Source organism: Actinomadura sp. 9N407, from assembly GCF_044326315.1.
Lineage (GTDB): Bacteria > Actinomycetota > Actinomycetes > Streptosporangiales > Streptosporangiaceae > Spirillospora.
Genome location: NZ_JBIRAW010000025.1, coordinates 17,238 through 42,631, shown reverse-complemented (window position 1 = coordinate 42,631; position 25,394 = coordinate 17,238). Strand labels below are relative to the sequence as shown.

At 71.2% G+C, this 25,394-nt stretch carries 21 protein-coding genes; 6 read left to right on the top strand and 15 right to left on the bottom strand.

What is annotated here, in order from left to right; genetic code table 11:
- Window positions 1-187: 187 nt before the first annotated feature.
- Entirely contained in the window at window positions 188-2,041 is a 1,854-nt protein-coding gene (gene ilvD, locus ACH34Q_RS31940; RefSeq protein ID WP_395986833.1) for a dihydroxy-acid dehydratase, read from the top strand.
- 16 nt (window positions 2,042-2,057) lie between these two features.
- On the opposite strand, the gene ACH34Q_RS31935 is transcribed toward ilvD, so the two are convergent.
- From ACH34Q_RS31935 to ACH34Q_RS31925, 3 genes are all read right to left on the bottom strand, one after another.
- Window positions 2,058-2,285, bottom strand: coding sequence for a zinc ribbon domain-containing protein (locus ACH34Q_RS31935; RefSeq protein ID WP_395986832.1), 228 nt, complete (start codon window positions 2,283-2,285; stop codon window positions 2,058-2,060).
- A gap of 54 nt (window positions 2,286-2,339) precedes the next feature.
- On the bottom strand, window positions 2,340-2,849 hold the full coding sequence (locus ACH34Q_RS31930; protein ID WP_395986831.1) for an HNH endonuclease: 510 nt from the start codon (window positions 2,847-2,849) through the stop codon (window positions 2,340-2,342).
- 233 nt (window positions 2,850-3,082) lie between these two features.
- The gene (locus ACH34Q_RS31925; RefSeq protein WP_395986830.1) at window positions 3,083-3,775 is read right to left on the bottom strand and encodes a hypothetical protein; all 693 of its coding nucleotides are present in this window, start codon (window positions 3,773-3,775) and stop codon (window positions 3,083-3,085) included.
- Between the two features lie 208 nt (window positions 3,776-3,983).
- Here ACH34Q_RS31925 and ACH34Q_RS31920 point away from each other — a divergent pair, with 208 nt between their 5' ends.
- On the top strand, window positions 3,984-6,068 hold the full coding sequence (locus tag ACH34Q_RS31920) for a prolyl oligopeptidase family protein (RefSeq protein WP_395986829.1): 2,085 nt from the start codon (window positions 3,984-3,986) through the stop codon (window positions 6,066-6,068).
- Window positions 6,069-6,381: 313 nt separating this feature from the next.
- The gene (locus ACH34Q_RS31915) at window positions 6,382-7,176 is read left to right on the top strand and encodes a class I SAM-dependent methyltransferase (protein WP_395986828.1); all 795 of its coding nucleotides are present in this window, start codon (window positions 6,382-6,384) and stop codon (window positions 7,174-7,176) included.
- A 36-nt stretch (window positions 7,177-7,212) separates the two neighbouring features.
- Here the strand turns inward: ACH34Q_RS31915 and ACH34Q_RS31910 are convergent, their stop codons facing one another.
- Window positions 7,213-7,905, bottom strand: a complete 693-nt coding sequence (locus ACH34Q_RS31910; RefSeq protein ID WP_395986827.1) for a GNAT family N-acetyltransferase — start codon at window positions 7,903-7,905, stop codon at window positions 7,213-7,215.
- A gap of 5 nt (window positions 7,906-7,910) precedes the next feature.
- Window positions 7,911-9,413, bottom strand: coding sequence for an XRE family transcriptional regulator (locus ACH34Q_RS31905; RefSeq protein WP_395986826.1), 1,503 nt, complete (start codon window positions 9,411-9,413; stop codon window positions 7,911-7,913).
- A 564-nt stretch (window positions 9,414-9,977) separates the two neighbouring features.
- Here ACH34Q_RS31905 and ACH34Q_RS31900 point away from each other — a divergent pair.
- From ACH34Q_RS31900 to ACH34Q_RS31890, 3 genes are all read left to right on the top strand, one after another.
- Entirely contained in the window at window positions 9,978-10,391 is a 414-nt protein-coding gene (locus ACH34Q_RS31900; RefSeq protein WP_395986825.1) for a hypothetical protein, read from the top strand.
- A gap of 432 nt (window positions 10,392-10,823) precedes the next feature.
- A complete protein-coding gene (locus tag ACH34Q_RS31895) occupies window positions 10,824-11,876 on the top strand; it encodes a mechanosensitive ion channel family protein (protein ID WP_395986824.1) in 1,053 nt (350 codons plus the stop codon).
- 114 nt (window positions 11,877-11,990) lie between these two features.
- Complete coding sequence (locus ACH34Q_RS31890) at window positions 11,991-12,362, top strand: globin (protein ID WP_395986823.1); 372 nt, start codon at window positions 11,991-11,993, stop codon at window positions 12,360-12,362.
- A 90-nt stretch (window positions 12,363-12,452) separates the two neighbouring features.
- On the opposite strand, the gene ACH34Q_RS31885 is transcribed toward ACH34Q_RS31890, so the two are convergent.
- The 10 genes from ACH34Q_RS31885 to cobT all read right to left on the bottom strand — a co-directional run bounded on the left by ACH34Q_RS31885 (window position 12,453) and on the right by cobT (window position 25,380).
- Window positions 12,453-13,844: a S28 family serine protease gene (locus tag ACH34Q_RS31885; protein WP_395986822.1), complete on the bottom strand. Its 1,392-nt coding sequence runs from the start codon at window positions 13,842-13,844 to the stop codon at window positions 12,453-12,455.
- A 138-nt stretch (window positions 13,845-13,982) separates the two neighbouring features.
- Entirely contained in the window at window positions 13,983-14,204 is a 222-nt protein-coding gene (locus tag ACH34Q_RS31880; RefSeq protein WP_395986821.1) for a hypothetical protein, read from the bottom strand.
- A 116-nt stretch (window positions 14,205-14,320) separates the two neighbouring features.
- Window positions 14,321-14,758, bottom strand: a complete 438-nt coding sequence (locus ACH34Q_RS31875) for an acyl-CoA thioesterase (RefSeq protein ID WP_395986820.1) — start codon at window positions 14,756-14,758, stop codon at window positions 14,321-14,323.
- 132 nt (window positions 14,759-14,890) lie between these two features.
- Window positions 14,891-16,555 carry an energy-dependent translational throttle protein EttA gene (gene ettA, locus ACH34Q_RS31870; protein ID WP_395986819.1) on the bottom strand — a complete coding sequence of 555 codons (1,665 nt, stop codon included), beginning with the start codon at window positions 16,553-16,555 and terminating at the stop codon, window positions 14,891-14,893.
- A 76-nt stretch (window positions 16,556-16,631) separates the two neighbouring features.
- Window positions 16,632-17,843 (bottom strand): GGDEF domain-containing protein, encoded by a 1,212-nt coding sequence (locus tag ACH34Q_RS31865; protein ID WP_395986818.1) that lies wholly within the window; start codon window positions 17,841-17,843, stop codon window positions 16,632-16,634.
- Window positions 17,844-18,597: 754 nt separating this feature from the next.
- The gene (locus ACH34Q_RS31860) at window positions 18,598-19,077 is read right to left on the bottom strand and encodes a single-stranded DNA-binding protein (RefSeq protein ID WP_395986817.1); all 480 of its coding nucleotides are present in this window, start codon (window positions 19,075-19,077) and stop codon (window positions 18,598-18,600) included.
- Window positions 19,078-19,181: 104 nt separating this feature from the next.
- Window positions 19,182-20,810, bottom strand: coding sequence for an ABC transporter (locus tag ACH34Q_RS31855; RefSeq protein WP_395986816.1), 1,629 nt, complete (start codon window positions 20,808-20,810; stop codon window positions 19,182-19,184).
- An 11-nt stretch (window positions 20,811-20,821) separates the two neighbouring features.
- The gene (locus ACH34Q_RS31850; protein ID WP_395986815.1) at window positions 20,822-22,768 is read right to left on the bottom strand and encodes an AAA family ATPase; all 1,947 of its coding nucleotides are present in this window, start codon (window positions 22,766-22,768) and stop codon (window positions 20,822-20,824) included.
- Complete coding sequence (gene cobA, locus ACH34Q_RS31845; protein WP_395986814.1) at window positions 22,765-24,075, bottom strand: uroporphyrinogen-III C-methyltransferase; 1,311 nt, start codon at window positions 24,073-24,075, stop codon at window positions 22,765-22,767. Before cobA ends, ACH34Q_RS31850 begins: the two co-directional genes overlap by 4 nt.
- A gap of 192 nt (window positions 24,076-24,267) precedes the next feature.
- Window positions 24,268-25,380: a nicotinate-nucleotide--dimethylbenzimidazole phosphoribosyltransferase gene (gene cobT, locus ACH34Q_RS31840; protein ID WP_395986813.1), complete on the bottom strand. Its 1,113-nt coding sequence runs from the start codon at window positions 25,378-25,380 to the stop codon at window positions 24,268-24,270.
- Window positions 25,381-25,394 lie beyond the last annotated feature (14 nt).

Here is a 25,394-nt window from a genome sequence, read left to right as displayed (position 1 = left end):
GCATGCTGGACGGTTGATACCATCGATCGATACGGGCCGGCCCCACACGACCTCTGCTGAGCCGGCGGCAGCGCCGCGATCCGCCGCTGCACACAGACCCGGCAAGGCCGATCGGCGCCCGCCCGCGAGCACACGGACGCGGTCGTAGGATCGATCCAGAGCACGTCACAGGTTGGAGAGGTCACAGATGCCCCCGCTCAAGTCACGTACGGTCACCCACGGCAGGAACATGGTGGGCGCGCGCGCCCTCATGCGCGCCAGCGGCGTAGAGCGTGAGGACTTCGGCAAGCCGATCGTGGCGGTCGCCAACAGCTACACCCAGTTCGTGCCCGGCCACGTCCACCTGCGCGAGGTCGGCGACATGGTGGCCGCCGGGGTGCGCGAGGGCGGCGGCGTCCCCCGCGAGTTCAACACGATCGCGGTCGACGACGGCATCGCCATGGGGCACGGCGGGATGCTCTACTCGCTGCCGTCCCGCGAGCTGATCGCCGACGCGGTCGAGTACATGGTCAACGCGCACTGCGCGGACGCCCTGATCTGCGTCTCCAACTGCGACAAGATCACCCCGGGGATGCTGATCGCCGCGATGCGGCTCAACATCCCGACGGTCTTCGTCTCCGGCGGCCCGATGGAGGCCGGCAAGCCCCTCGAGGGCGTCCTGAACGGCAACAAGCTCGACCTGATCGACCCGATGATCGCCGCCGCCGACGACTCGGTGTCCGACGAGACCCTCGCCGAGATGGAGGAGGCCGCCTGCCCGACCTGCGGCTCCTGCTCGGGCATGTTCACCGCCAACTCCATGAACTGCCTCACCGAGGCGCTGGGGCTGGCGCTGCCGGGCAACGGCACCGTGCTGGCCACCCACACCGCCCGCAAGAAGCTGTACGCGGACGCGGGCCGTACCGTCTCGGAGATCGCCAAGCGGTACTACGAGCAGGACGACGACTCGGTCCTGCCGCTGAACATCGCCACCAGGGACGCGTTCGAGAACGCCATGGCCCTGGACATCGCGATGGGCGGCTCCACCAACACGATCCTGCACCTGCTCGCCGCCGCGCACGAGGGCGCCGTCGACTTCGGGCTCAAGGAGATCGACGAGCTCTCCCGCCGCGTCCCGTGCGTCTGCAAGCTCGCCCCGGCCACCGGCAAGTACCACGTCGAGGACTGCCACCGTGCGGGCGGCATCCCCGCCCTCCTCGGCGAGCTCGACCGCGCCGGGCTGCTGCACCGCTCCGCGCACTCGGTCCACTCCCCGTCCCTGCCCGAGTACCTGGACGCCTGGGACGTGCGCTCGCCGAACGTGCTGCCCGAGGCCGTCGAGATGTTCCACGCGGCGCCGGGCGGTGTCCGTACCACCCAGGCCTCCGGCCAGAGCGCGCGCTGGGAGTCGCTCGACCTGGACCGCGCGGAGGGCTGCATCCGCGACGCCGAGCACGCCTACACCGCCGAGGGCGGCCTGGCCGTCCTGTACGGCAACATCGCCCCCGACGGCGCGATCGTGAAGACCGCCGGCGTCGAGGAGGAGCTGTGGACCTTCACCGGTCCCGCGGTCGTCTTCGAGAGCCAGGAGGACGCGGTCGAGGGCATCCTCGGCGACAAGGTCAAGCCGGGCGACGTCGTCGTGATCCGCTACGAGGGCCCCAAGGGCGGCCCCGGCATGCAGGAGATGCTCTACCCGACCAGCTTCCTCAAGGGCCGCGGCCTCGGCAAGGCGTGCGCGCTGGTCACCGACGGCCGGTTCTCCGGCGGCACCAGCGGCCTGTCCATCGGCCACGCCTCCCCCGAGGCGGCCGCCGGCGGCGACATCGCCCTGGCCCAGGACGGCGACCCGGTCGTGATCGACATCCCGCGCCGCACGCTCGCCCTGGACGTCCCCGAGCACGAGCTGGCCGCCCGCCGCGAGAAGCTGCTGGCCGACCTCGGCGGCTACCGCCCGCGCGACCGCCAGCGCCCGGTCACCGCCGCCCTCAGGGCCTACGCGGCGATGACCACCTCAGCATCAACCGGGGCATCCCGCGACATCTCGCAGCTCTCCCAGTAAGGGCGGACGGCCCAAGTCAGCTGCAGCAGCCGCCTCCGCAGCATCCGCCTCCGCCGCCCGCGGGCTGCGGCGGGGGCGCGGAGGCTCCGCCGCGGGCCGTGCCGGTGACGGCGACGGTGGACAGCAGTTTGACGGTGTCGTCGTGGCCGTCGGGGCAGGCGGCGGGGGCCGCCGACTCGCTCATCGGACGGGAGAGCTCGAAGTTCGTCCCGCAGGCGCGGCAGCGGTAGTCATAGCGTGGCACGCCACCAGGATACGGCGGCGTGCCACGGTACGGAACGGATGAGCCGGCCGGTGCTCAGGCCGCCGGCTCGCTGACATAGGCGGCCCACTGGGGGTCGCCGTCGTGGACGATGCCGATCAGTCTCCAGTGCGCGCCACGCGGGACACCGGGCGTGACCTTGAGGTCCCACCCGATCTCCTCCAGGAGACGGTCGGCTTTGCGGTGGTTGCACGGCATACAGGAGGCGACGCAGTTCTCCCAGACGTGCTTGCCGCCGCGGCTGCGGGGCTGGACGTGATCTATGGTCTCGGCACGGCGGCCGCAGTAGGCGCACCGGAAGTTGTCGCGCCGCATCAGCGCCATGCGGGTCAGCGGCACGCGGGTACGGAACGGGATCCGTACGTACCGGCGGAGCCTGATGACCGACGGGACCTCGATGGACATCGCGGCCGAATGGAGTACCGCGCCCGAGGCGTCGGTGTGCACGACCTCCGCCTTCTCCCGCAGGATCAGGCAGACGGCGCGGCGCAGGGAGAGCGTCGTGAGGGGTTCGTACGTGGCGTTCAGGAGGAGCACCTGTCTCATCGGGCGCCCTCCACCGGGCTCTGCTCCGCCTCGGCGGACGCGCGCGGACGCGCCTCCCACCGAGGCCGGAGTATGATCTCCGGCACCTGTGAACCCGCCATGAGGACCTCCTCAGGGGCGTACCAGCCCGAAATCAGTGTGGCGCCTGAGGAGGCGCTCCGCTACCCCATTAATCCCCCCAAGGGCTGCGAATTGAACGTGCCGGACCTTGATCTCTGCTGGCGGGCGGCCGGTCAGCGCCCTTCCTGAACGGCGTTCGCGTTCGGCCTCGGCTCCGGGCCCTCGTCCCGTTCGGGCGGCACGGCACCCGTGGCGTTGCCCTCATTGGGCGTGGCCGTCTGATCGCCGCCCGGCGCCGTCGTCCCATCGGGTTTGGTGGTGCTGTCGGGTTTGGTGGTGCTGTCGGGTTCGGTGGTGCTGTCGGGCTTGGTAGTACCGTCCGGCTTGGTGGCGTCTGGCTTGGTGGTGGCGTCCGGCTTGGTCGTGTCGGTGACAGGTGCGTCGCCGTGCCGCCAGATCACCCGGCCCTTGATCTCGACGGAACCGGAGTGGTTCTTCGGAAGCTGCGCCACGAGCATGCCGCGCTCCTCCCCGCCCGCCTTGAGCGCGCGGTAGTCGCACTTGATCGTCTGCTTCTGCACCCGGCACGGCGCGCTGACCGAGGCCACCTTGAGGCGCGGGGTCAGCGTGTGGGTGAGGACGAGGCCGTCCACCGGCTCACGGCCGGTGTTGCGGACCGTCCAGCGCCAGGTGACCTGGTTCCCGGTCTCGGCGAACTCCGGATCGGCGTAGCTGAACTCCACCTCCCCGGCCGGCGGCGCGGCCTGCACGGGCGGGGCCGCGAACGGCAGCGCCGCGGCCCCCGTGGCGGCGGCCAGAACGGCGAGGCGGGCGGGCACACGGTGCCCTCGGACGATGCGTTTCATGATCAATCCCCCGTTGATCGAATCCGCTGTCCCACCACTACTACCAAGATGACCTGCGCATACACCGCGCGACACGGATCCGTGGCCAGGTCGAATGGCCGATCGCCGGCCACGAGTCGGAAAAGTTCCCGACAAGTCGGGAAGGAGCGTCCTGAATCGGCCGTAGGGAGGACCCGGGCAAGGACGGGAGCCGCATAAAGTGCAGATCATGAGCCGACCGCCGTACCCGCCCGCCCAGCGCGAGGACATCGTCGAGGACCTGCACGGTCACCAGATCGCGGACCCGTACCGGTGGCTCGAGGACCGCGAGGGCGGCGATACCGGGGCATGGCTGGCCGCGCAGGAGCAGCTGTTCCGGCAGCGGATCAATGATCTTCCCGGGCGCGACCGGCTGCGCGAGCGGCTCACCGGGTTGCTCGGCGCGGGCAGCGTGGGATCGCCGGTGTGGCGCGGCAAGCGGCGGTTCTTCACCCGGCGCACGGCCGGCCAGGAGCACCCCGTCCTCTACACGGTGGATCCGGCCGGGACCGAACGCGTCCTGGTCGACCCGATGGCGCTCGACCCCGGCGGCACCACCACGCTGGACGGCTGGCAGCCCGACAAGGAGGGCCGGCGGCTCGCGTACAAGATCTCGCAGGGCGGCGACGAGGAGTCGCTGCTGTACGTGCTGGACGTGGCCACCGGCGAGCGGATCGAGGGCCCGATCGACCGGGGCCGCTACTCCGCCGCCTCGTGGCTGCCGGGCGGCGAGGCCTACTACTACGTCCGGCGGCTGCCGCCCGGCTCCGTGCCCGAGGGCGAGGAGCAGTACCACCGGCGGGTCTACCTGCACCGGGTCGGCACCGACCCGGAGACCGAGGACGTCCTGATCTTCGGCGAGGGCCGGGACAAGACCAACTACTACGGCGTCGGCGTCAGCCGCGACGGCCGCTGGCTCACGATCTCCGCCTCGCAGGGCACGGCGCCCCGCAACGACCTGTGGATCGCCGACCTGGCCGCGTCCAGCCCCGAACGGCCCGCGCTGCGCCCCGTACAGGAAGGCGTGGACGCCGAGACCGGCCTGCACGTGGGCCGCGACGGCCGCGCCTACGTGTTCACCGACCGGGACGCGCCGCGCTCCCGGCTTTGCGTGACCGACCCGGCCGACCCCTCGTACGAGACCTGGCGCGACCTGATCCCGCAGGACCCCGAGGCGGTCCTCACCGACTTCGCGATCCTGGACGGCCCGGAACTGGAGCGCCCCGTCCTGCTGGCCGGCTGGACGCGGCACGCGATCAGCGAGATCAGCGTGCACGACCTGGCCACCGGCGAGCGGACCGGCACGGTGCCGATGCCCGGCCTCGGCACCACCGGCGGCCTCATCGAACGCCCCGAAGGCGGCCACGAGGCCTGGTTCGGCTACACCGACAACGTCACACCGAGCGGCGTCCTGCGCTTCGACGCCCGTACCGGCGAGGTCACCGTCTGGGCCGCCGCGCCCGGCACCGTCGAGGTCCCGGAGATCGACTCCCGCCAGGTCACCTACACCTCGTACGACGGCACCGAGGTCCGGATGCTGGTGCTGTCGCGCCCCGGCTCGGCCCCCGGCCCGCGCCCCACGATCCTGTACGGGTACGGCGGCTTCAACATCTCGCTCAGCCCCGCGTACTCCGCGAGCATCCTGGCCTGGGTCGAGGCCGGCGGCGTCTACGCCATCGCCAACCTGCGCGGCGGGTCGGAGGAGGGCGAGGAGTGGCATCGCGCCGGGATGCGCGAGCGTAAGCAGAACGTCTTCGACGACTTCCACGCCGCCGCCGAGAAGCTGATCGCCAACGGCCTCACCACGCCCGACCGGCTGGCCGTCTCCGGCGGCTCCAACGGCGGCCTGCTGGTCGGCGCGGCCCTCACCCAGCGCCCCGACCTCTACGCCGCGGTGGTCTGCTCGGCGCCGCTCCTGGACATGGTCCGGTACGAGCGGTTCGGCCTCGGCCAGACCTGGAACGACGAGTACGGCACGGTCGCGGACCCCACCGAACTCGGCTGGCTGCTCGCGTACTCCCCGTACCACCACGTCCGCAAGGGCGTCGCCTACCCGGCCACCCTCTTCACGATCTTCGACAGCGACACCCGGGTCGACCCGCTGCACGCCCGCAAGATGTGCGCGGCCCTCCAGCACGCCACGTCCGGCGAAGCCCCGATCCTGCTCCGCAACGAGTCCGAGGTCGGCCACGACGCCCGCTCGGTGACCCGTTCCGTCAACCTGATGACCGACACCCTTTCCTTCATCGCCGCAAACACCGGTCTATTGCTTTAGCGAGCTGCGCAGTACCTATTGCTTCGCCCTTGGCGTCGGGCGTGGAACGCCCTCCTTCGGCGGGCAAAGCGGCGAGCGCTGGCATCGCTCCGAACTCGCCTTGACGGCTCGCTCCGCGATCAGGTTCTCGCTTCGCTCGAACCTGCCTTCGGACGCGCTCGCACGCCTCAGGTCCCCACCGGCTGAGGCTGCGGGCCGGGGTGCATGGTCTAGGGGCTTGACGCGTCCTCGCTGGGGAATGGGCGCGCGTAACGTCTGTCACATTGAGCGGCAAGACTGGGCGGATGCAATTGACGGGTGGTCGAATAGCGGGGTGAACGTCTCCATGTTGAGCGGCAGTGCCGTGCGGGAACGGATCCTGGACCTGCTGGACGTGCCGCCGGCCGTACCGGACTTCTCGGCCGGCTACCTCGATCTGCTTCCGCCGGGCGAGGATCCGCCGCCGACGATCGCGCAGCGGGTGATGGAGTCGGCGTTCCTGCCGCAGATCTACGAGCGGATCTGGCGGCCGGTCGGCTTCAACCTCGCCAAGGGCTGGCCGATCGGGCCCGGCACCGAGCAGGAGCGCACGCTGGCGCGGTCCTGGCTCGGCCTGGGACGTCCCGGTGCCGCCGACCGGCCCGCCGCCACCGTGCTGGACGTGGCGTGCGGTCCCGGCAACGTCACCCGTTCGCTGGCCGCCGGGGTCGGCGAGGGGGGCCTGGTCGCCGGGCTCGACCTGGCCGAGGGCATGCTCGCGCGGGCCGCGGCCGACACCGACGATCCGAAGGTGGGCTACGTCCGCGGCGACGCCGTGGATCTGCCGTTCCGGGACGAGTCGTTCGACGCCGTCTGCTGCTTCGGCGCGCTGTACCTGTTCGAGGACCCCTGGCGGGCGCTCGACAGCATGGTGCGGGTGCTCAGGCCCGGAGGCCGGCTGGTCATCCTGACCAGCCGGCGCCCGTCGCTGCCGCTGAGCCGGCTGGGCGGCCGGGCGCTGGCCGACGTCGCCGGGCTGCGCCTGTTCGGGGACGGCGAGATCACCGGATTCCTCCGTACGGCAGGGCTCGGGGACATCAGGCGGCGCCGCTACCCCGCCATGCAGTTCGTCGGCGCCGCCAGACCTTGAAGTCCCGGCCCACGGTGCCGGTGACCGGCATGAAGATCAGGTGAGCGGTTTTTGCAGGTAGACGTTGACGATGCCGCCGATCGTCTCGCGCCGGGTCACCGTCCAGCCGAAGCGGCGGTAGAGCTGGAGGGCGGGGCCCTGGAGCTCGGTGGTGTCGGCGCGCAGGATGCGGTAGCCGTATTCGGCGGCCCGCTGCTCCAGCGCCTCGACCACCGCGGCGCCGTAGCCGCGACGCTGCACGGCGGGACGGACGCGCAGCCGCACCATCTCCACGGCGTCGAGCGGCGGCCCGCCCATGACGTAGCCGCCGCGGACGCGGGCATGGCCGGCGGGGACCAGGTCGGCCCGGCGCAGCCCGCCCATCGCGACGATCCGGCCGTTCAGCTCGCCGACGATGAACTCGCCGTCGTTGCGGAGATAGATGTCCTCCATCCGGAAGAAGTCGTGGTCGTAGTAGACGCCGTCGCCGGGGCGCAGGCCCACCTGGGCCAGCCCCTCCCGATGCAGTTCGAGGACGGTGCCGTGGTCGGCGGCGTGGTAGCGCCGCAGGTACAGGTCGCCGAAGCTCCAGGCCGGCGGCTCGGCACACAGCCGGACCAGGGTGCGGGCCGCGCGCCCGTTGCCCTGGCGGGTGCCGTCGCCGTGCTCGGAACGTTCCGAATACCCCGGGGATCGCTCCGCGTCCCCCGGGGCGCCCCCGTTCCGGGGCGCGCCGTCACGCGGTTCCATGCCGGTCAGACTTGCTCGGCCGGGGGAACGGCCGGCGCCGGGCCGGTGGTGGGACTCTGCACGTGCGGGCCGGCCAGCGCCTCGTAGAAGTCCTTGAGCCCCGGATAGCCGGGATGCTTGGCGTTGACGGCGGCGCCGATCTGGCGGGCGCGGTGCACGAGGATGTCGGAGCGGTGCTCGTTCGGCAGGTCGAGGATGGCGTCCCGGCCCGCGTGCAGGGCGGCGTCGGGGTTGCCGGCGTGCAGCTGGCAGGTCGCCCGGTCGAGCCGGACGAGCGTGCGGTCGACCCGGTCGGACGGCGAGTAGAGGGTGAGCGCCCGGCTCAGTACCTCGTCGCCATGCCGGTGGTCGCCGAGGTTGGTAAAGGTGTCACCCTCGTAGAAGGCCATCTGCCGGTCGGTGAAGCCGAACGCCAGGTCGCCGGTCTGCTCGGCGCTGAGCTGGTCGAACACCGACCGGCCGCGCACCAGAGCGCGGCGCGCGCTCGGCGCGGCGTCACCGCGGCCGCGCATCGCCAGCAGGCCGAGCGCGCGCGCCTCGACCGCGGGTGCCATGGCGGCCGCCACCCCGGGGGTCCGGCCGGCCAGGTCCTGGGCCTTGCGCGCCAGATGCAACGCCTCGCGCGGGTCGCCGTAGTACATCGGCACCAGCGACTCGCGCACCGTCACCCAGGCGCGCAGGTGCCGGTCGCCGGTCTCGTCCGCGGCGGTACGGGCCGTACGGAAGAACGAGCGGGCCAGCCGGTGGTCGCCCAGATTGATCATTATCAGCCCGGACAGCCCGGACAGCTGCGCGGCGATCCGGCACAGCCGCTCCTGCAATTCGACCGGCTGCCGCTTGTCGGCCATCCGCCGGACCTCGCTGAAGTCCAGCAGCACGTCGCACAGCATCCGCAAGGACGGGGTCGCCTGGTACTGCCGGCCGTAGCCGAGGGTCGTCTCCTCCCACTGGTCCAGCATCGTCGGCGAGACCGTGGCGCTGACCAGGGTGTCGTCCATCTTCCGGCGAAGATTGTCGACGGCACCGAGGAACTGGCCGTCGAGCGCCACGCCCGCTCCGGCCAGCAGCTGCAGAAGGGTTCTGCGAAGCACGATGTCCTCCTCTCCCACATCGATGGAGACGGGGCCGCCGGCGCGGTCGGGGCCCCGAAGTTCACTGACATTGATCCATTGGCGGTCGTCCGGCTGCGGGACGACCATGCCCACGAGGGGCTGGTCCGGGACCGGCGCGAGCGGTCGCTCCGGTGCCCGTTCGGGTGCCCGGTCCCGCCCCGCTGCGGGGACGGCCAGGCCGGCCGCATGACCGCGGCCGCAGATGCACGGGCTTTGGTAGCCGAGCTCGTCGGGCTCCACCCGATAGACGGAGCACAGATAGTGCAGGTATTCGGGCCCTGGTCTCTTGTAGCCGCTCTCGTACGCCGACAGCAGGGTCTCCCCCAGCCGGGGCAGGGGTTTGCCTTCGAGCTCGTACAGCGCCTTGACCTGGGCGACGATGTCGGACAGGGCCACACCATGCGAGAGCCGGTGCGACTTGACCCTGCTCGTACCGAAGAGCGGCCCGCATTCATCGTGGATCTGCTCCGCGATCTCTACGGCACATCGCCCTCGGGCCAGACCCCGCGCACGTATTCCGCGCGCAATGTCGGTTTCTTTCCGGGGGGCGTCCGACATCGGTTCCGGCCTCCTCACCGCTGGGGCCGGAAATGGGTTGAATTACCCGTTTCCGGTCACGGCGACCGGTTCTCTAGATGGCCACGACAGATAATCTCTTGCGCACGCAGCGTAACTCTGACAACGGGACCGGCCAAGCCATTCCCGGGAAACGCCGGTGCTCCGGGGGTGCCCGGCAGTACCAGGGTAGAGATTCTTCCTCCAAGGAGGGGGATCCTCTTCCCGTGGAGGGGGTGGCGTCCACCGGGCGTCGGAAGGCCTTCTTGACCGGAGGGTGTGAGAGTTGCAATTCTCGCGGCGTGTAACGGAGTGGATCCAGAGAGTTGGATCATCAGACCGGGCGCGGCCGGGCGGGCCGTGCACGGAACGTGAACTGTTCCTCGTGATGGAGGGGGTGCGCAGGTGGTCACCGAGAGACGGATGGGCTATCTCGAGGAGCTGGAGCACGAGCTCGACACGCGCGGGCTCGTCGGCCGGGTGGTCAGGACCCGTTCCGGGCCGGCCTTCCTGCGGGTGGTCAATCCCGACGCGGCGAGCCTCGCGGAGGACGTCACCTGCGCCCCCGCGCCCGAGTCGCACGACCACTACTACTGGTGGTCCTGGGGTGAGCGCATGCATCGGGTGGACGACCCGGGCGGTGCCGCCGTGAAGCTCGCGCACGTGCTGCAGCCCCTGTACGGGGAAGCACCGCACGGAGAGGCTCCGTACAGGGAGGCTCCATACGGGGAAGGCTGCCGCGGCCGCCGGCCGGATTCCCGAAACACCCATGTTCGCCCGCCGGAAACGGCGGTGGAGTGGCCCGCGGGCCACTCATAGAAGCCGGGCGTGTCCCGTGCGGTCGCGGCCGGAACGGCGCGGCAGCCGCCGGCCGTACGGGACACGCTCGCCCGGTGCCCATGGCGGGCGTTCCGGAGGGAACGTCCGCCATGGACCACCGGTCCCACCTGCCCGTGCTCCCGGGCGGCCCTCGGCCACCCCGTCCGATCACCGGTCATGACCGGCCGGTGATCCACGCGGGTTCGGGGACCGGGACACGGGCGGGCGGGGCATCCCTCTGACCTCTCCCCCCGGGTGGGCGGGGCATCCCCTCTGCCCCAGCCCCCTGACCAGCCCCTCCCCGGCCGGGTCGCCGCTCGCCGGGCGTGTACGGACCGATCGTTACCGTCCCCTACGATCGGGCTCGTACCGCCGCAGGTCCACGGCGAGTCGACGCGACACCCACGAACCGGCCGGGGAGGGTCTGCCCCCATGTCACTCACCCTTGCACCCGTGCTCACCTGGGCGCACGCGCTGCCCGCCGTCCAGGGGCCGCCCGTGGCCCAGGTGCTGCCCTGGGTTCAGGAGGGCACGCCCGAGGCGGCCTGCGCGAGCAAGAACCCCAGCGTGGCCTGCCGGATGGTCTGGAACATCTCCAACAACACCGGCTTCACCCGGTTCTTCCGCAACTGGCTCGACGGGCCGCTGAACGCGCTGTTCTGGATCGTCGTCATCCTGGTGATCGCGCTGATCCTGCGGGCGATGGCGCACCGGATGATCTCCAGGGTCACGCTGCGGATGGCCGAGAGCACGATGTCGGCCAGGATCCGCGAGCACAGCCGTACCGTCTTCGACGGCAGCCCGGCGCTGCTCAACCAGCGGCGCGCCCAGCGGGCCAAGACGATGGGCTCGGTGCTGCGCAGCATCGCCTCGATCGTGATCCTGGGCATCGCGTTCTTCAGCGTGCTGGGGCAGATCGGCCTCAACCTCACCCCCGTCCTGGCCAGCGCCACCGTGGTCGGCATGGCGGTGGGCTTCGGCGCGCAGAACATCGTCAAGGACTTCCTGGCCGGGCTGTTCATGCTGCTGGAGGACCAGTACGGGGTCGGCGACGTGATCGACGTGGGCACCGCCAAGGGCACCGTCGAGGCGGTCACCCTGCGGGTCACCCGGATGCGCGACATCAACGGCGTGGTCTGGTACGTGCCCAACGGCGAGATCAAGAAGGTCGGCAACGAGTCGCAGAACTGGGGCCGCACGATCCTGGACATCCCGGTCGACATCGCCGAGGACGTCGACAAGGTCAAGGACATCATGCAGAAGACCGCCGAGGCGCTGGCGGTGGCGCCGACCTGGGACGAGATCATCCTGGAGGAGCCCTCGGTCTGGGGCGTCCAGGCCCTGGACGGCGGCGCCGTGATCGTCCGGATCGTACTGAAGACCGCCCCGGGCCGGCAGGCCGACGTCGCCCGCGAGCTGCGCGAGCGGGTCAAGAAGGCGTTCGACGAGGCGGGCGTCGCGGTGGCCAGCCCGGCCGCCCCATGATCCTTGTGGATCGAGCATCTCCGGAGACCGAGCGATCCCCGGCAGCCAAGGCGGACGATCTTCCTCGAAACCCCCGGACCGTCGCATAGGGTGGACAGCGCTATGGCTGAACAGGTGACCTTTTACGAAGCGGTCGGCGGCGAGGAGACCTTCCGGCGCCTGGTCCACCGCTTCTACGAGGGCGTCGCGGATGACCCTCTGCTCCGCCCGATGTATCCGGAGGAAGATCTCGGACCGGCCGAAGACCGGCTGACGCTCTTCCTCGTCCAATATTGGGGGGGTCCCAGCACGTACAGCCAGCAGCGCGGCCACCCGCGCCTGCGGATGCGGCACGTTCCGTTCGTCATCGGCGAGCCCGAACGCGAGGCTTGGCTGCGCCATATGCGCGTGGCCGTGGAAGAGTTGGGCCTGCCCGCCGATCTGGAGCAGATGCTCTGGAAGTACTTCACCATGGCCGCCAAGAGCATGGTCAACGCCCCGAGCTGAGCACCATCGCGAGCCGCTCTGATCGTCAAGAGGGCCGCGCTCCTCGCCTGATCGCCTTGGCGAGGAGCGCGGCCCGCTTGACGCGATGGGCTACAGCGGCGGGCGCTTCTGCAGCATCGGGTCGGTCGCGTCCGAGGGCGTCGTCGAGAGCACCCCGGCGCGCTGTTCGACGCCGGCCCAGCGGAGCAGATCAGCGATCGCCTCGGACCGCTGGCCGGCGGGCAGCTTGTCGATGAGCCTGCCGCTGTGGTTCATGCCCGGCGCCTCGTACACCGCCGAGTCCCTGCTCCCCCGGCCCAGGCGGAAGCGCTCGGACCCCCACGGGTCGTTCTCGCCGTACAGGAACATCAGGCGGCTTCCGTGGTTGCGCACCCAGCGGTCGATGTCCCGCATCGCCCTGCCGTTGTCGAACCGCATGGGGATGTCACGCGGCACGTACGTCCGGGGCTGGTAGCTGTCCTCGTAGCGCAGCAGTGGCCGCAGGTTCCAGAACTGTGGCTTACCCCAGCCGAGCTGCGTACCGGCCTGGTAGTAGTACGGGATGTACGGCGCGAGCCCCTGGTCGGTGTAGAACGACAGCCCGGCGATCGCGTCCAGGGTCGCGTAGAGCGTGTCGTCGGAGGCGTCCAGGGCGGGCAGGGTCGGGCAGTCGGACTGGAGCATGTACTGCCAGAAGCCCCACTCGAGGTCCATCACCGAGTTCTCGAACGCCCGGTCCGGGGTCTTCAGGATGGAGAACGTCCAACCGTTCTCGGCGGCGGCGGCCTTGAACCTCTCCAGCATCGCCGGGCGCCGCTTGAGGAGCTCCCGCGCCAGGCTCTTGATGTGGGCCCGGCACTCGTCGTCGGTACCGACCGTCGCGAAGAACTTGTCGTACCGGCTGTCGTCGTCGTTGTCGACGTCGTTGGGCGCCACGTACACGATGCTGCCGTCGACGTCACGCGGGTAGAAGCGCTTGTGATAGACGGCGGTCATGCCGCCCTTGCTGCCGCCGGTGGAGATCCACCGGCCCTTGTAGATCTTCTTCAGTACCCCGATCAGCCGGTGCTCGTCGGTGGCCGCCTGCCAGATCGTGTCCTTCGTCCAGTCCGTGGGCTCGGGCCTGGACGGGGTGAAGTAGCGGTACTCCACCGAAATCTGGTTGCCGTCGACCAGTGCCGTCGGCTCCGACCTGAACATCGTCGTCGGCGTGTTGTAACCGCTGGTGTAGAGCACCATCGGCCGGTCGGCCGACTTGTGCTGGAGCAGCACCCGCTGCTCGAACCACTGCCCCTTCGGGTGCCGGTGGTCGACCGGCTGCCGGTAGGTCAGCCAGAACCACCGCTGTCCCGGCAGGGTCGAGGCCTTCTCCTCGACCTTCATGCCGGGGATCGCCTTCAGCTCGGCGGCGATGTCCTCCGCCGCCGCCTCCGTCGCCGTGGGACCTGCCGCCCATGCCGTGGTGCCGGCACCGGACAGTCCCGCGGCAAGCACGAGCGCCATCGCTCCGCGTGAGACGCGCCGCATCTTTCCCCCTTCAGTGGGATCGCCACATTCGCGAGGAATGTAGGGGGAAATGTGCAGCCAAAACGGACAGCGGTGCCGCTTGTTACCGATCCGTGACGCCCGGTGGATCAGCTATCAGACCCAGCCGCCGGTGACGAGATGGGCCACCAGCCAGACCAGGCCCACCAGGAGGGCCAGCCGGCGCAGCTGCCAGCCGACGGGCTTGCCGCGGATGGCGAAGATGTTCCAGATGACTTCGGAGAGCGTGTCGCCCTGCTGCCGGTTGAACACCGCGGGCAGCTCGATGGCGAAGAACATCATGATCCAGAGGATCCAGGCGGCGAGATAGGGGGACATCGATCACCTCGCTGAGGGGAGTTCCTCCCTGATTACTCCCCGTAAGAGGAGATCGTCACCCCAGGTCGGTGCGGTGAATACCGAACAATTCCAGCGCCGCCGTGCGGCCGGCGCCGTCAGCCGGACGGTGCGACGTACCGGCCGATGAACTCGCGCTCCTCCGGGGTGAAGCGGCGCAGCCGGTTGGCCTCCACATCGAACGCGACCAGTGTCGAGATGGCCTCCGCGTAGACGTGGTCGTCGTCCCGGACCTCGTAGGCCAGCTTGAACGAGGCGGCGCGGGCCTGGGTGACCCAGGTCTCCACCCGGATCGGGTAGACGGTCGGCAGTAGCGGATACCGGTAGTCGATCTCGTGCCGGGAGATCACCATGCCCCGGACCGGCTGCTCGCCCTTGCGCACCGGGTCGCCGTGGAACATCTCCAGCCGGGCGTCCTCCAGGTAGCCGAGGAACTTCACGTTGTTCACGTGCCCCTGGGAGTCGATGTCACCGAAACGGAGGTGGAACTCGTAGACATGGCGGTACTCGGCCGGGGGCAGGGCGTTGTCGGTCATGTCCTCGCCTGGGGGTTCGACGGCAGGGGGCTCGGGGGTCGCGCCGATGGTACCCGTCCGGCCGATCGCCTCACCGGGCGCCTCTACCCGGGCGCCGCACCCGGACACCGGATGCGACGCCCCGAAGAAGAATCAGGCGCGCTTCAGCTTGCGATGCGTGACCCGATGCGGGCGGGTCGCGTCGGCGCCCAGCCGCTCGATCTTGTTCTTCTCGTAGTCCGCGAAGTTGCCCTCGAACCAGAACCAGTTCGAGCCTTCCTCCCACGCCAGGATGTGGGTGGCGATGCGGTCCAGGAACCACCGGTCGTGGGAGGTGATGACCGCGCAGCCCGGGAACTCCAGCAGCGCGTTCTCCAGCGAGCTCAGCGTCTCGGTGTCCAGGTCGTTCGTCGGCTCGTCCAGCAGCAGGACGTTGCCGCCCTGCTTGAGGGTCAGCGCCAGGTTGAGCCGGTTGCGCTCGCCGCCCGACAGCACCCCGGCGGCCTTCTGCTGGTCGGGACCCTTGAACCCAAACGCCGCCACGTACGCCCGGGACGGCATCTCGACCTGGCCGACCCTGATGTGGTCGAGCCCGTCCGAGACCACCTGCCACACCGACTTGGCCGGGTCGATCCCGCCGCGGCCCTGGTCGACGTACGAGATCTGCACGGTATCGCCGACCTTGAGCACCCCGGAGTCGGGCTGCTCCTCACCGACGATCATCCGGAACAGCGTGGTCTTGCCGACGCCGTTCGGGCCGATGATGCCGACGATGCCGTTCGGCGGCAGGTTGAACGACAGCTTCTCCATCAGGAGCCGGTCGCCGAAGCCCTTGGTGAGCTCCTCGGCCCGGATCACCGTGGTGCCCAGTCGCGGCCCCATCGGGATCTGGATCTCCTCGAAGTCCAGCTTGCGGGTCTTGGCCGCCTCGGACGCCATCTCCTCGTAGCGGGCCAGCCGCGCCTTGCTCTTGGTCTGCCGGGCCTTGGGGTTGGACCGGACCCACTCCAGCTCGTCCTCGAGGCGCTTCTTGCGCTTGGCGTCCTTGTTGCCCTCGACCTTGAGCCGCTCGGCCTTCTTCTCCAGATAGGCCGAGTAGTTGCCCTCGTAGCCGTACAGCCGGCCGCGGTCGACCTCGCAGATCCAGCCGGCCACCCGGTCGAGGAAGTACCGGTCGTGGGTGACGGCCAGGACCGTGCCCTCGTACTTCTCCAGGTACTGCTCCAGCCACTGCACGCTCTCGGCGTCCAGGTGGTTGGTGGGCTCGTCGAGCAGCAGCAGGTCGGGATGCTGGAGCAGCAGCTTGCACAGCGCGACCCGGCGCCGCTCACCACCCGACAGCTGCTTCACGGGAAGCTCGCCCGCCGGGCAGCGCAGGGCGTCCATCGCCTGCTCCAGCTGGCTGTCGAGGTCCCACGCGTTGCGATGGTCGAGCTGCTCCTGCAGCTTGCCCATCTCCTCCATCAGCTCGTCGGAGTAGTCGGTCGCCATCTGCTCGGCGATCGCGTTGAACCGGTCGAGCAGGGCCTTGGTCTCGGCGACGCCCTCCTCGACGTTGCCGAGGACCGTCTTGTCCTCGTTGAGCGTCGGCTCCTGCGCCAGCAGGCCCACCGTGAAGCCGGGCATGAGACGGGCATCGCCGTTGGAGGGCTGCTCCACACCGGCCATCATCCGCAGCAGCGTCGACTTGCCCATGCCGTTCGGACCCAGGACACCGATCTTCGCCCCGGGCAGGAAGCTCTGGGTGACGTCGTCAAGAATGACCTTGTCACCGTGCGCCTTGCGCACGCGCTGAAACGTGAAGATGTACTCCGCCATATCGTCAAGACTAGGGGGTCGCGGACACCATTCGTTGCAGCGCGGATCGGCGCCCGGCCCGGCGCCCGGCCCGGATTCAGCCCTCCGAGGCCTTGGGCCCGTCGACGGCGGGCAGGCAGACCCGGTCACGCCCGGACTGCTTGGCCCGGTAGAGCGCGAGATCCGCCGCGGCCAGCAGCTCGATCAGATCCTCCCCGTGCATCCGGAAGAGCGCAACCCCCACCGAGATCGTCACCGCGACCGTGCCGTCCTCGGCCGGCACCGCCAGCCTCCGTACCCGGCCCCGCAGCCGCTCGGCCACCCGGCAGGCCTCCACCGTGTCGGCCCCGGGCAGCAGCACCACGAACTCCTCGCCGCCGAACCGTCCCACCACGTCGTAGTCCCGCAGCTGGCCGCACAGCGTGCTGGCCACGCCCACCAGGACCTGATCACCCACCAGGTGCCCGTGGGTGTCGTTGACCCGTTTGAAGTGGTCGATGTCGATCAGCAGCAGCGCCAGCGGATCATGGGTGCGCTGGGACCTGGACAGCTCGGTGTCGGCCTCCCGCTGCCACGCCGCCGCGTTCAGCAGCCCCGTCTTGGAGTCGGTACGGGCCGCCGCCTGCAACTGCTGGTGCATCAGGCTCCGCTGCAGGAGCACGACCGGAGGCAACGCCAGCAGCAGCAGCCCCAGCGACAGGGTGCACGCGATCGCGACCAGCATGCCCACGCACAACTCGACGACGTCCAGGAGCAGGCTCTCGCGATTCCACAGGACGTCCCGCCAGCGGCCTCCCGGGTTGGCGGCATGGGCCGCGACCGCCACCAGGATCGCGTTCAGCACGGTGAATAGAGCGGCGCAGCCCACCCCCACCAGAACGTCGGGGTAGCCGTCGAGCACCCACAGCGGCTGGGCCAGCGGCTCGGGCACCACGAGATGGAAGACCAGCGAGGCGCAGGCCCCCGCCACGCCCAACGCCGACATGACCAGCATCCGGCGGTACAGCAGCGTGCGCCGTACCCGGAACTGCAGCAGCACCTGCAACGGGACGGGCATCAGGAGGGCGTACACCGGTGGAAGCAGCAGCACGACCGGCAGCCACCAGGCCGACAGCATGTCCCGGGCCACCCCCGCGGGCACCCCGAGCCGCCGGGTCGCCTCGATGCAGACCGCCCCGCACGCCACCAGCGCGGCAAAAGTCAGTAGATCATTTGCGCGCGGAACGGTGCTCAGCAGCCCGGCCACGATCAGCGCCAGGTGCAGGGCCACGACCAGCGGCACATAGACGGCCAGCAGGGACGGACGCATCGGAACCGCCCGTCGCCGGGGCCTCCGGGCCAGCTCCCCACCGCGATCCTCGGCGGACGACTGCACAGCCGTCATCCTTCCCCCCTACGCCTCACGTTGTGTAACACGATAATTGCAACGTGTGCGGAGTGGGCTGGAAACCGGTACCTTCGATATCGCACATGTGGGTCCCCGAGCGGAGGACTCACCGCAGGACCAGCGAAATCGCTGACGTCAGCACATCCAGAGGGGGAATACATCATGCGCGGCGTTTCCTGGATTTAAGACAGCCGCAACCCCGACGGCACGGGGGCGCCGCCCGCCCCCGCCACCCCGGGGCCCAGGATCGACCTGAGCAGTGTTTCAAAGTCCCGGCCCACGGTGCTCGCCTGGCGGCTCACACCTGACCGGGCCTGTGCGAGCGCGACATCGCTTCGCGATCTGCCCGGTGAGGCTCGCCTCCGGCATCGCCCCACCGGCCAGGTAACGCGCTCGCGCGGTGGCCGAGGCCACTTTGAGACAAGCCTTAGCACCACCGTTCCCAAGCTCCCACAGCACCCGGCGGTCCCCAAACCCCGCGCCCCGGGCCCCCGCTGCCGGCCGCCCAGAGCCGGCAGTCCCCCTTCCCCACCCCCTCCCCCTCCCCAGCGACCTGCATACGGCCCGCGCAGGCTGGTGCCGTGTGCGTGTAGGCGCTCCAGTGCGTTCCCTGGATCTACCTCAGCCTGTATTGCATCGGGCTGGTGCCCGGCCGGGGGTGCCGGCCGGGCCCGGGTCAGGCGGCTTCGGTTTCGGTGGACTCGTCGTTCTCGTCGGGGAGCGGGCCTCCCAGGGCCCATTGGTCGGCTACCTGCTGGGCCTCGCGGCGGTCCTCCTCGCTCAGGGCGGTGCCGCGCTGGATGGGACGGAAGGCGGCGGTGCCCCGGTTGAGGTCGTGGCCCAGGGTGGTGGCCTCGATCTCGGCGGCGAAGCGCCACTGGCCGTCCTTCTCGTACTGGCGGATGCGGAGGCGGCCGGTGACGACCACGGGCTGGCCGCGCTTGAGGTCGGAGGCGTTGACGTTGTCGGCGAGGGTGCGCCAGCAGTTGACGGTCAGGAACATCGTCTCGACGTCCTGCCACTGGCCGGTCTGGCGGTCGTAGCGGCGCGGGGTGAAGCCGACGCGTAACGAGAGGAACGGGGTGCCGTTGCCGGTGACGGTGTAGTACGGCTCGGCGGCGATCCAGCCGATCACGGTGATCTGCGCTTCGTTCATGCGTTCAACGATGCGGGCACGGCGTGCGGCCGGAGAAGGGGGTCGCCAGATTGTGGATAACACAGCGTGGATGACCCAGCGTGGACGACCCAGCGCCCGGTGGGTCAGCGGAGGACTTCTGTTACCTCGTCGCGGAAGCGGGTGTAGACGGCCAGCTCGTCGGCCACGGGGCGGAGGACCTTCTCGTCGGCGACCTGCTCGATGCGTTCGCGCATGTGCTGCTCCATGCGCTCGCCGTGCTTGGCCGAGGACAGGGCCACCAGGTTGCGGCAGGCCGAGGCGGTGAGGGCGCCCATGCCCAGCGTGCAGACGACGAGGATCGCGACGTACGGGATCAGTCCGGCCTCGCTCAGGAGGGCGTTGGTGCCGGCGGTGTCGAGCAGGCTGTAGGCGGTGAGGAGGACGATCCAGAGCAGGCCCAGACCGCTGATCAGGACGAGGAAGTACTGCCAGGTCTTGACCAGCCACCACCAGCCGGGGACCTGGTTGAACGTGGGCAGCGCCTCCATCAGGGAGACCCCGAGGGCCTCGGGCAGCTCGCCCGCGTTGGTACGGGCCGCCGCGCGGACGGAACGCGCCCAGGGCGCGGGGAGGTCGGTGGTGACGCCGTCGGTGACGCCCTGGAGTGCGTTGTCGACGTCGCCCTGCTGGGCACCGATCGGGCCGGTGAAGGCGTTGCGGAGCTCCTCGCGGAGCTCGGTGAGGCGCATCCGGCGCAGCGGGTCGCTGCGCAGGCGGGTGATCAGGGCGCTGATGGGCCAGCCGACGAAGTCGGCGGCGCGCAGTTCGTAGGCGCTCTCCATGGCCTCGGCGACGGCGGGGGCCCCGGCGGCGTCGGTGAGGGACTGGACGAGGTCGGCGCGGCGGCCGGTCTCGATGCCGGCGGGCGGCGGGGTGTCGCCGCGGTGGTCGGCGAAGCGCTCGGCGACCTTGTCGATGTCGGTGTCGAGCCGGGAGTCGCGGGCGCGGCGGGCGGCGACGGTGTCGACCAGGACGTCGCGGAAGCCGCTGACGCCGTCCTCGCTGATCGCGGAGGTGGTGACGATCCGGGGATCGGTGAGGCCCTCGGCCTCCAGCAGGCGGCGCAGGTCGGTGACGCACTCGTCCACTTCGCCGGGCTGGAGCCGGTCGATCTGGTTGAGCACGATCAGGGTGACGCCGGCGTGCCGGGCGAACGGGACGATGTAGTTGCGGTGCAGGGCCGCGTCGGCGTACTTCTGCGGGTCGACGACCCAGACCAGCAGGTCGGCGACGGTGACGAAGCGGTCCACCTCGGCGCGGTGGACGGCCTGGATGGAGTCGTGGTCGGGCAGGTCCAGCAGGACGAGGCCGTGCAGGGACGAGTCGGCGCGCTCCAGGTCGAGGGCGCTGGCGCGGGCGTAGCGGTGCCGCTTGTCGACCTCGAGCCAGTCGAGCAGCGGGCCGGCGCCGTCCAGGCCCCAGACGCAGGCGTGCGCCTTGGAGGTCATCGGACGGCGCATGCCGGTGGACGACAGCTCCAGCCCGCAGACGGCGTTGAACAGCGAGGACTTGCCGCTGCCGGTGCCGCCGGCGAGGGTGACGACGGTGTGGTCGCCCGACAGGCGCAGCCGCTGGCCGGCCCGGTGCAGGAGCGTCCCGGCGTCGTCGAGCAGGTCGGCGTCCAGGCGGCCGGTGCCGTACTGGACGAGCCGTTCCAGACCGTCGAGGCGCCCGGCCACACCGGGACCCTCGACCGGGGCTTGTCTGGACATGGCCGAGGTGGTCATCGGGCGACCTCGAGGTTGTAGGTGGCCTGGTAGAGCTGGACCGGAACGGTCTCGTCGGGGATCCCGGCGGCGTCGATGGCCTGCCCGTAGCGGATCGACTCCTCGTCGAACAGCATCCCGATCCGGCTGCGCAGGTCGGCGCGGGCCTTGGCGCCCATGCCGCGCAGCGACTCGGCGCCGAACAGGGCCTTGAGCAGGCGCTGCGGTACGGCGCTGTTGCCGCCCTCGACGGCGACGTCGGACGTCCCGTACCCGAGCAGGCCGATCATCAGGACCAGCGAGACCGCCTCGGAGTCGAACGAGACCAGCTTGGCGACCGAGCGCTTGGTGACGCCCTCGGTGCGGATCAGCTCCTGGACGTGGTCCTGCCAGGAGCTGACCGCGCGGGTGACGCGGCGGGACAGCTCGGGCGAGGCGTGGCCGAGCCCGGCGGCGGGGCCGGCCAGGACCTGGCGGCCGGCCGGGTGGTCGCGCCAGCGGACGATGACCTGCTCGGCGCCGTGCTCGGCGGAGGAGACGATCAGCGATTCCAGCCCGCTGCGGAGCGCGGCCTTGAGCGCCCGGACCCGGGCGGGGCTGCGGTGGCGCTTGCTGGCGCGGCGGCCGGGACGGCCGCGCTGGGCGTGCAGCGAGCGCAGCAGGTCGCCGGTGCCGGCGAAGTCCTGCCAGCGGGCCAGCACCTCGCCGCGCAGCAGCGAGCCGTTGCGGGTGGCCTCGTCCAGCTCGGCCAGGGCCGTGCCGTACGCGGACTCGACCTCGCGGGCCAGCTCGGCGCGCTTCTCGACCTGGAGCTCGACCTGCTTGGCCAGCTCGGGGACGCGGGTACGGAAGCTGTCGAGGACGCCGGCCAGGGTGTCGCCGATGACGATCGTGCGGTCCTCGACGTTCTCGGCGACGCCGACCAGCCAGTCGCGGATGTCCTCGGCGGCCTCCTCAGGCAGCCGGCTGTCCTCGACGCGGGTCTCGGGAACGGTGAACCGGCGGGCGTCGCCGACGCCGTGCTCCTCGAGCATCTCGCCGAAGTGGGCGACGATCTCGTTGCCGCCCGCGCTCTTGGGTCCGGCCGGGCCCGACAGGTCCGCCGGGCTCTCCTTGTCGACCGCCCCCGACCGGGCCCCCAGGGGGACGCGGGACAGGACGACGCCGATCGTGGCGCCGTTGTCCTTGGCGCGCCGCAGCATGTCCCAGACCTGGGCGTCGGCGTAGCGGGCGGCGGTGGTGACGCACAGCCAGAGGTCGGCGGCGGCCATCAGCTTGGTCGCGAACTCGTAGTGGTCCTCGAAGACCGAGTCGAAGTCGGGGCTGTCGAGCAGGGCGAGGCCGGGCGGCAGCGCGTCGCTGCCGATGATGACCAGCTGGTCACCGGCGATGGCGTCCGGCGCCGGGCCGCGGACCCGGCCCATGCCGGGCAGCATCGGCCCGGTCAGGAACCAGTCGGTGAAGTCGGGATGGCACACCAGGATCGGGCTGCTGGTGGTCGGCCGGAGCACGCCGGTGGCGCTGACCCGCGCCCCGACAAGGGTGTTGACCAGTGTGGACTTGCCCGCGCCGGTGGAACCGCCGAGCACCACCAGCATCGGGGTGCCGGCCGCCTGGATCCGGGGCAGCACGTAGTCGTCGAGCTGGTTCCGGATCTCCTGCCGCGCCTCGCGGGCCTCGTCGACGCCGGGGACGTCCAGCAGGAACTCGAACGCGCCGAGCTGCTCGCGCAGCGCGTCCAGGGCACGGATCAGCTCGCCCTGCCGCACCGTGATGCCGCCCGAGTCGCCACCGGCCGCGGAACGGCCCGTGCCGTCACGGTTCAAGCCGTCACGGCCGGTGCCGCCACGGCCCGTACCGGCACGGTCGGTGCCGCCACGGCCGGAGCCGTCGCCGTCCTTGTCGTCGCGGTCCGTCGCCTTCTCCTGGTCGTGCACCGCACTCTGCTCTGCCGGGGGTGTCACGGATCCCGTCCCATGTCCGCTCGAATCATGTCGATCTCTCGTGCCACGTTCACCACGTCGCCCACGACGACGATCGCCGGCGGCCGGACCCCGGCGGCGCTCATCTCGTCGGCCACCGTGCCCAGGGTGGCCGTCAGCGCCCGCTGGCCCGGGAGGGTGCCGTCCTGGACCACGGCGACCGGCGTATCTGGGGACCGACCATAGCGCATGAGGGCATCGGCGATGACGGTCATCCGTTCGACCGCCATCAGCAGGACGAGCGTGCCCTGGGCGCGGCCGAGCGACGGCCAGTCGACCGTCGAGGCCGCGCTGTCCGGCGCGACGTGCGCGGAGACCACGTGGAACTCCTGCGTGACGCCCCGGTGGGTCACCGGGATGCCGACGGCGGACGGCGCCGCGATCGCGCTGGTGATTCCGGGGACGACGGTGACCGGGATGCCGTGCTTCGCGCAGTGCAGGACCTCTTCGGCGCCGCGCCCGAACACGAACGGGTCGCCGCCCTTGAGGCGGACCACGAACTTGCCCTGCCGGACGTGTTCGACCAGGTAGTCGTTGATGCGCTCCTGGGTGACCGTACGCCCGTACGGGATCTTGGCGGCGTCGACGACCTCGACGTCGGCGGCCAGCTCGTCCAGCAGCTCGCGGGGGGCCAGCCGGTCGGTGACGACCACGTCGGCCTGGGCCAGCAGCTGCCGTCCCCGCACGGTGATCAGGCCGGGGTCGCCGGGCCCGCCGCCGACCAGCGCGACCCCGACGGGCTTGTGCCGCGAGTGCCGCGCTTCGAGGGTGGCGTCGCGCAGCCCGTCGACGACGGCGTCGCGGATCCCGGCGGCCCGGCGCGGGTCGCCGCCGGCCAGCACGCCGACGGTGGTCTCGCCCACCGTGCCGGTCGCGGGCGTCCAGGCGGCGGACGCGTCGGCGTCGTCGGCCCGGACGCACCAGACGCGGCCGGCCTCGGCCTCGGCGGCGACGGCCGCGTTGACCTTGGCGTCGTCGGTCACGGCCTGGACCAGCCAGGCGCCCCGGCAGTCGCCCTTCTCGTACGGGCGGCGCAGCCAGGTCAGCCGGCCGCCGGCGGCGGCGCGGTCGCGCGGCGGGGCGGCCTCGCTCGCGGCGATCTCCCCGGCCGCGACGATCTCGTGCGTACCGGCCAGGTCCTCCAGCGAGGGCGTGATCTCGGGAGCGACCAGGACGACGTCGGCCCCGGCCGCCAGCAGCGCCGGTACGCGGCGCTGGGCGACCCGGCCGCCGCCGACGACGAGCACGCGTCGCCCGCCGAGTCGCAGGCCTAGGAGGTACGGGGGCACGTCGGTGTTCTCTCGATCGGGACCGGCTGGTCGTTCGCTGCGGAGTCGTTCGCTGGGCGGCTGTTCACGAGGGCGGTTGACGGGCACGTGTCTTTGCGAACCAGTTCTGTGAAGACTTCTGTGGAGACCAAAGGTACTCGGGTCGGCGGGTGCATGGAGAGGGCCTCCGCCCAGTCGATAGCCGAGCGTGACTCATTCCGTGATCATGCCGTGATCCTGCTCCGGCGGCTTGGCGCTCACCCCGGCCGAGTCGAACGTGGCGACCTCGTGCAGGACCCGTACCGCCCCCTGGACCAGCGGCAACGCCAGCAGGGCACCGGTGCCCTCGCCCAGCCGCAGTTCCAGGTCGACCAGCGGGCGCAGGCCCAGGTGGCCGACGGTGGCCGAGTGTCCGGGCTCGGCCGAACGGTGCCCGGCCACGCAGGCGCCGAGGACGTCGGGGGCGAGCGCGGCGGCGACCAGCGCGGCCGCTCCGGCGATCACGCCGTCCAGGATCACGGGGACCCGGAGCGCCGCCGCCGCCAGGACGAATCCGGCGAGCGCGGCGTGCTCCAGGCCGCCGACGGCCGCGAGCACGGCCAGCGGGTCGGCGCCGTCGCGGGCGGGCCCGCGGTCGAGCCCGTGGCGGGCCAGCGCGGTCCGTACGACCTCGACCTTGCGGGCGTGGGTCGCGTCGTCGATGCCGGTCCCCCGGCCGGTGACCTGCTCGGGCGGCAGGCCGGTGAACGCGGCGATCAGGGCGGCGGAGGCGGTGGTGTTGGCGATGCCCATGTCGCCGGTGAGCAGGCAGCGGGCCCCGGACGCGACCAGCTCGCGGGCGACCTCGATGCCCGCCGTCATGGCCTCCCGGGCCTGCTCGGCGGTCATCGCGGGGCCCTGGGTCAGATCGGCCGTACCGTAGGCGATCTTGCGGCGGCGCAGGCCGGGCGCCTCGTCCAGGTCGGAGGCGACGCCCACGTCCACGACGCTGACGGTGGCGCCGACCTGCCCGGCGAACGCGTTGACCACCGCGCCGCCGGCCAGGAAGTTGGCCACCATCTGCGCCGTGACCTCCTGCGGCCACGGCGAGACGCCCTGGGCGTGCACGCCGTGGTCGGCGGCGAAGATCGCGACGGCGGCGGGCTCGGGCAGCGGCGGCGGGCACTGGCCGGTCAGCCCGGCGAGCCGTACCGGAACCTCCTCCAGCACGCCGAGCGAGCCGGGCGGCTTGGTGAGCCTGGCCTGGTGCTCGCGGGCGTCGCGCATCGCGGCCTCGTCCAGGGGCCGGATGGCGGCGATCGTCTCGTCGATCACGCTGAAGCTCACGCTGTCTCCCTTTG

Excerpts from the sequence above, each read along its gene's own strand:
- ACH34Q_RS31930 (WP_395986831.1), bottom strand. The coding sequence starts at position 2,849 with ATGAGACAGGTGCTCCTCCTGAACGCCACGTACGAACCCCTCACGACG.
- ACH34Q_RS31880 (WP_395986821.1), bottom strand. The coding sequence starts at position 14,204 with ATGTCCCCCTATCTCGCCGCCTGGATCCTCTGGATCATGATGTTCTTC.
- ACH34Q_RS31910 (WP_395986827.1), bottom strand. The coding sequence starts at position 7,905 with ATGGAACCGCGTGACGGCGCGCCCCGGAACGGGGGCGCCCCGGGGGAC.
- ettA (WP_395986819.1), bottom strand. The coding sequence starts at position 16,555 with ATGGCGGAGTACATCTTCACGTTTCAGCGCGTGCGCAAGGCGCACGGT.
- ACH34Q_RS31885 (WP_395986822.1), bottom strand. The coding sequence starts at position 13,844 with ATGGCGCTCGTGCTTGCCGCGGGACTGTCCGGTGCCGGCACCACGGCA.
- ilvD (WP_395986833.1), top strand. The coding sequence starts at position 188 with ATGCCCCCGCTCAAGTCACGTACGGTCACCCACGGCAGGAACATGGTG.
- ACH34Q_RS31925 (WP_395986830.1), bottom strand. The coding sequence starts at position 3,775 with ATGAAACGCATCGTCCGAGGGCACCGTGTGCCCGCCCGCCTCGCCGTT.
- ACH34Q_RS31895 (WP_395986824.1), top strand. The coding sequence starts at position 10,824 with ATGTCACTCACCCTTGCACCCGTGCTCACCTGGGCGCACGCGCTGCCC.
- ACH34Q_RS31920 (WP_395986829.1), top strand. The coding sequence starts at position 3,984 with ATGAGCCGACCGCCGTACCCGCCCGCCCAGCGCGAGGACATCGTCGAG.
- ACH34Q_RS31855 (WP_395986816.1), bottom strand. The coding sequence starts at position 20,810 with ATGTCCAGACAAGCCCCGGTCGAGGGTCCCGGTGTGGCCGGGCGCCTC.
- ACH34Q_RS31875 (WP_395986820.1), bottom strand. The coding sequence starts at position 14,758 with ATGACCGACAACGCCCTGCCCCCGGCCGAGTACCGCCATGTCTACGAG.
- ACH34Q_RS31860 (WP_395986817.1), bottom strand. The coding sequence starts at position 19,077 with ATGAACGAAGCGCAGATCACCGTGATCGGCTGGATCGCCGCCGAGCCG.
- ACH34Q_RS31865 (WP_395986818.1), bottom strand. The coding sequence starts at position 17,843 with ATGCGTCCGTCCCTGCTGGCCGTCTATGTGCCGCTGGTCGTGGCCCTG.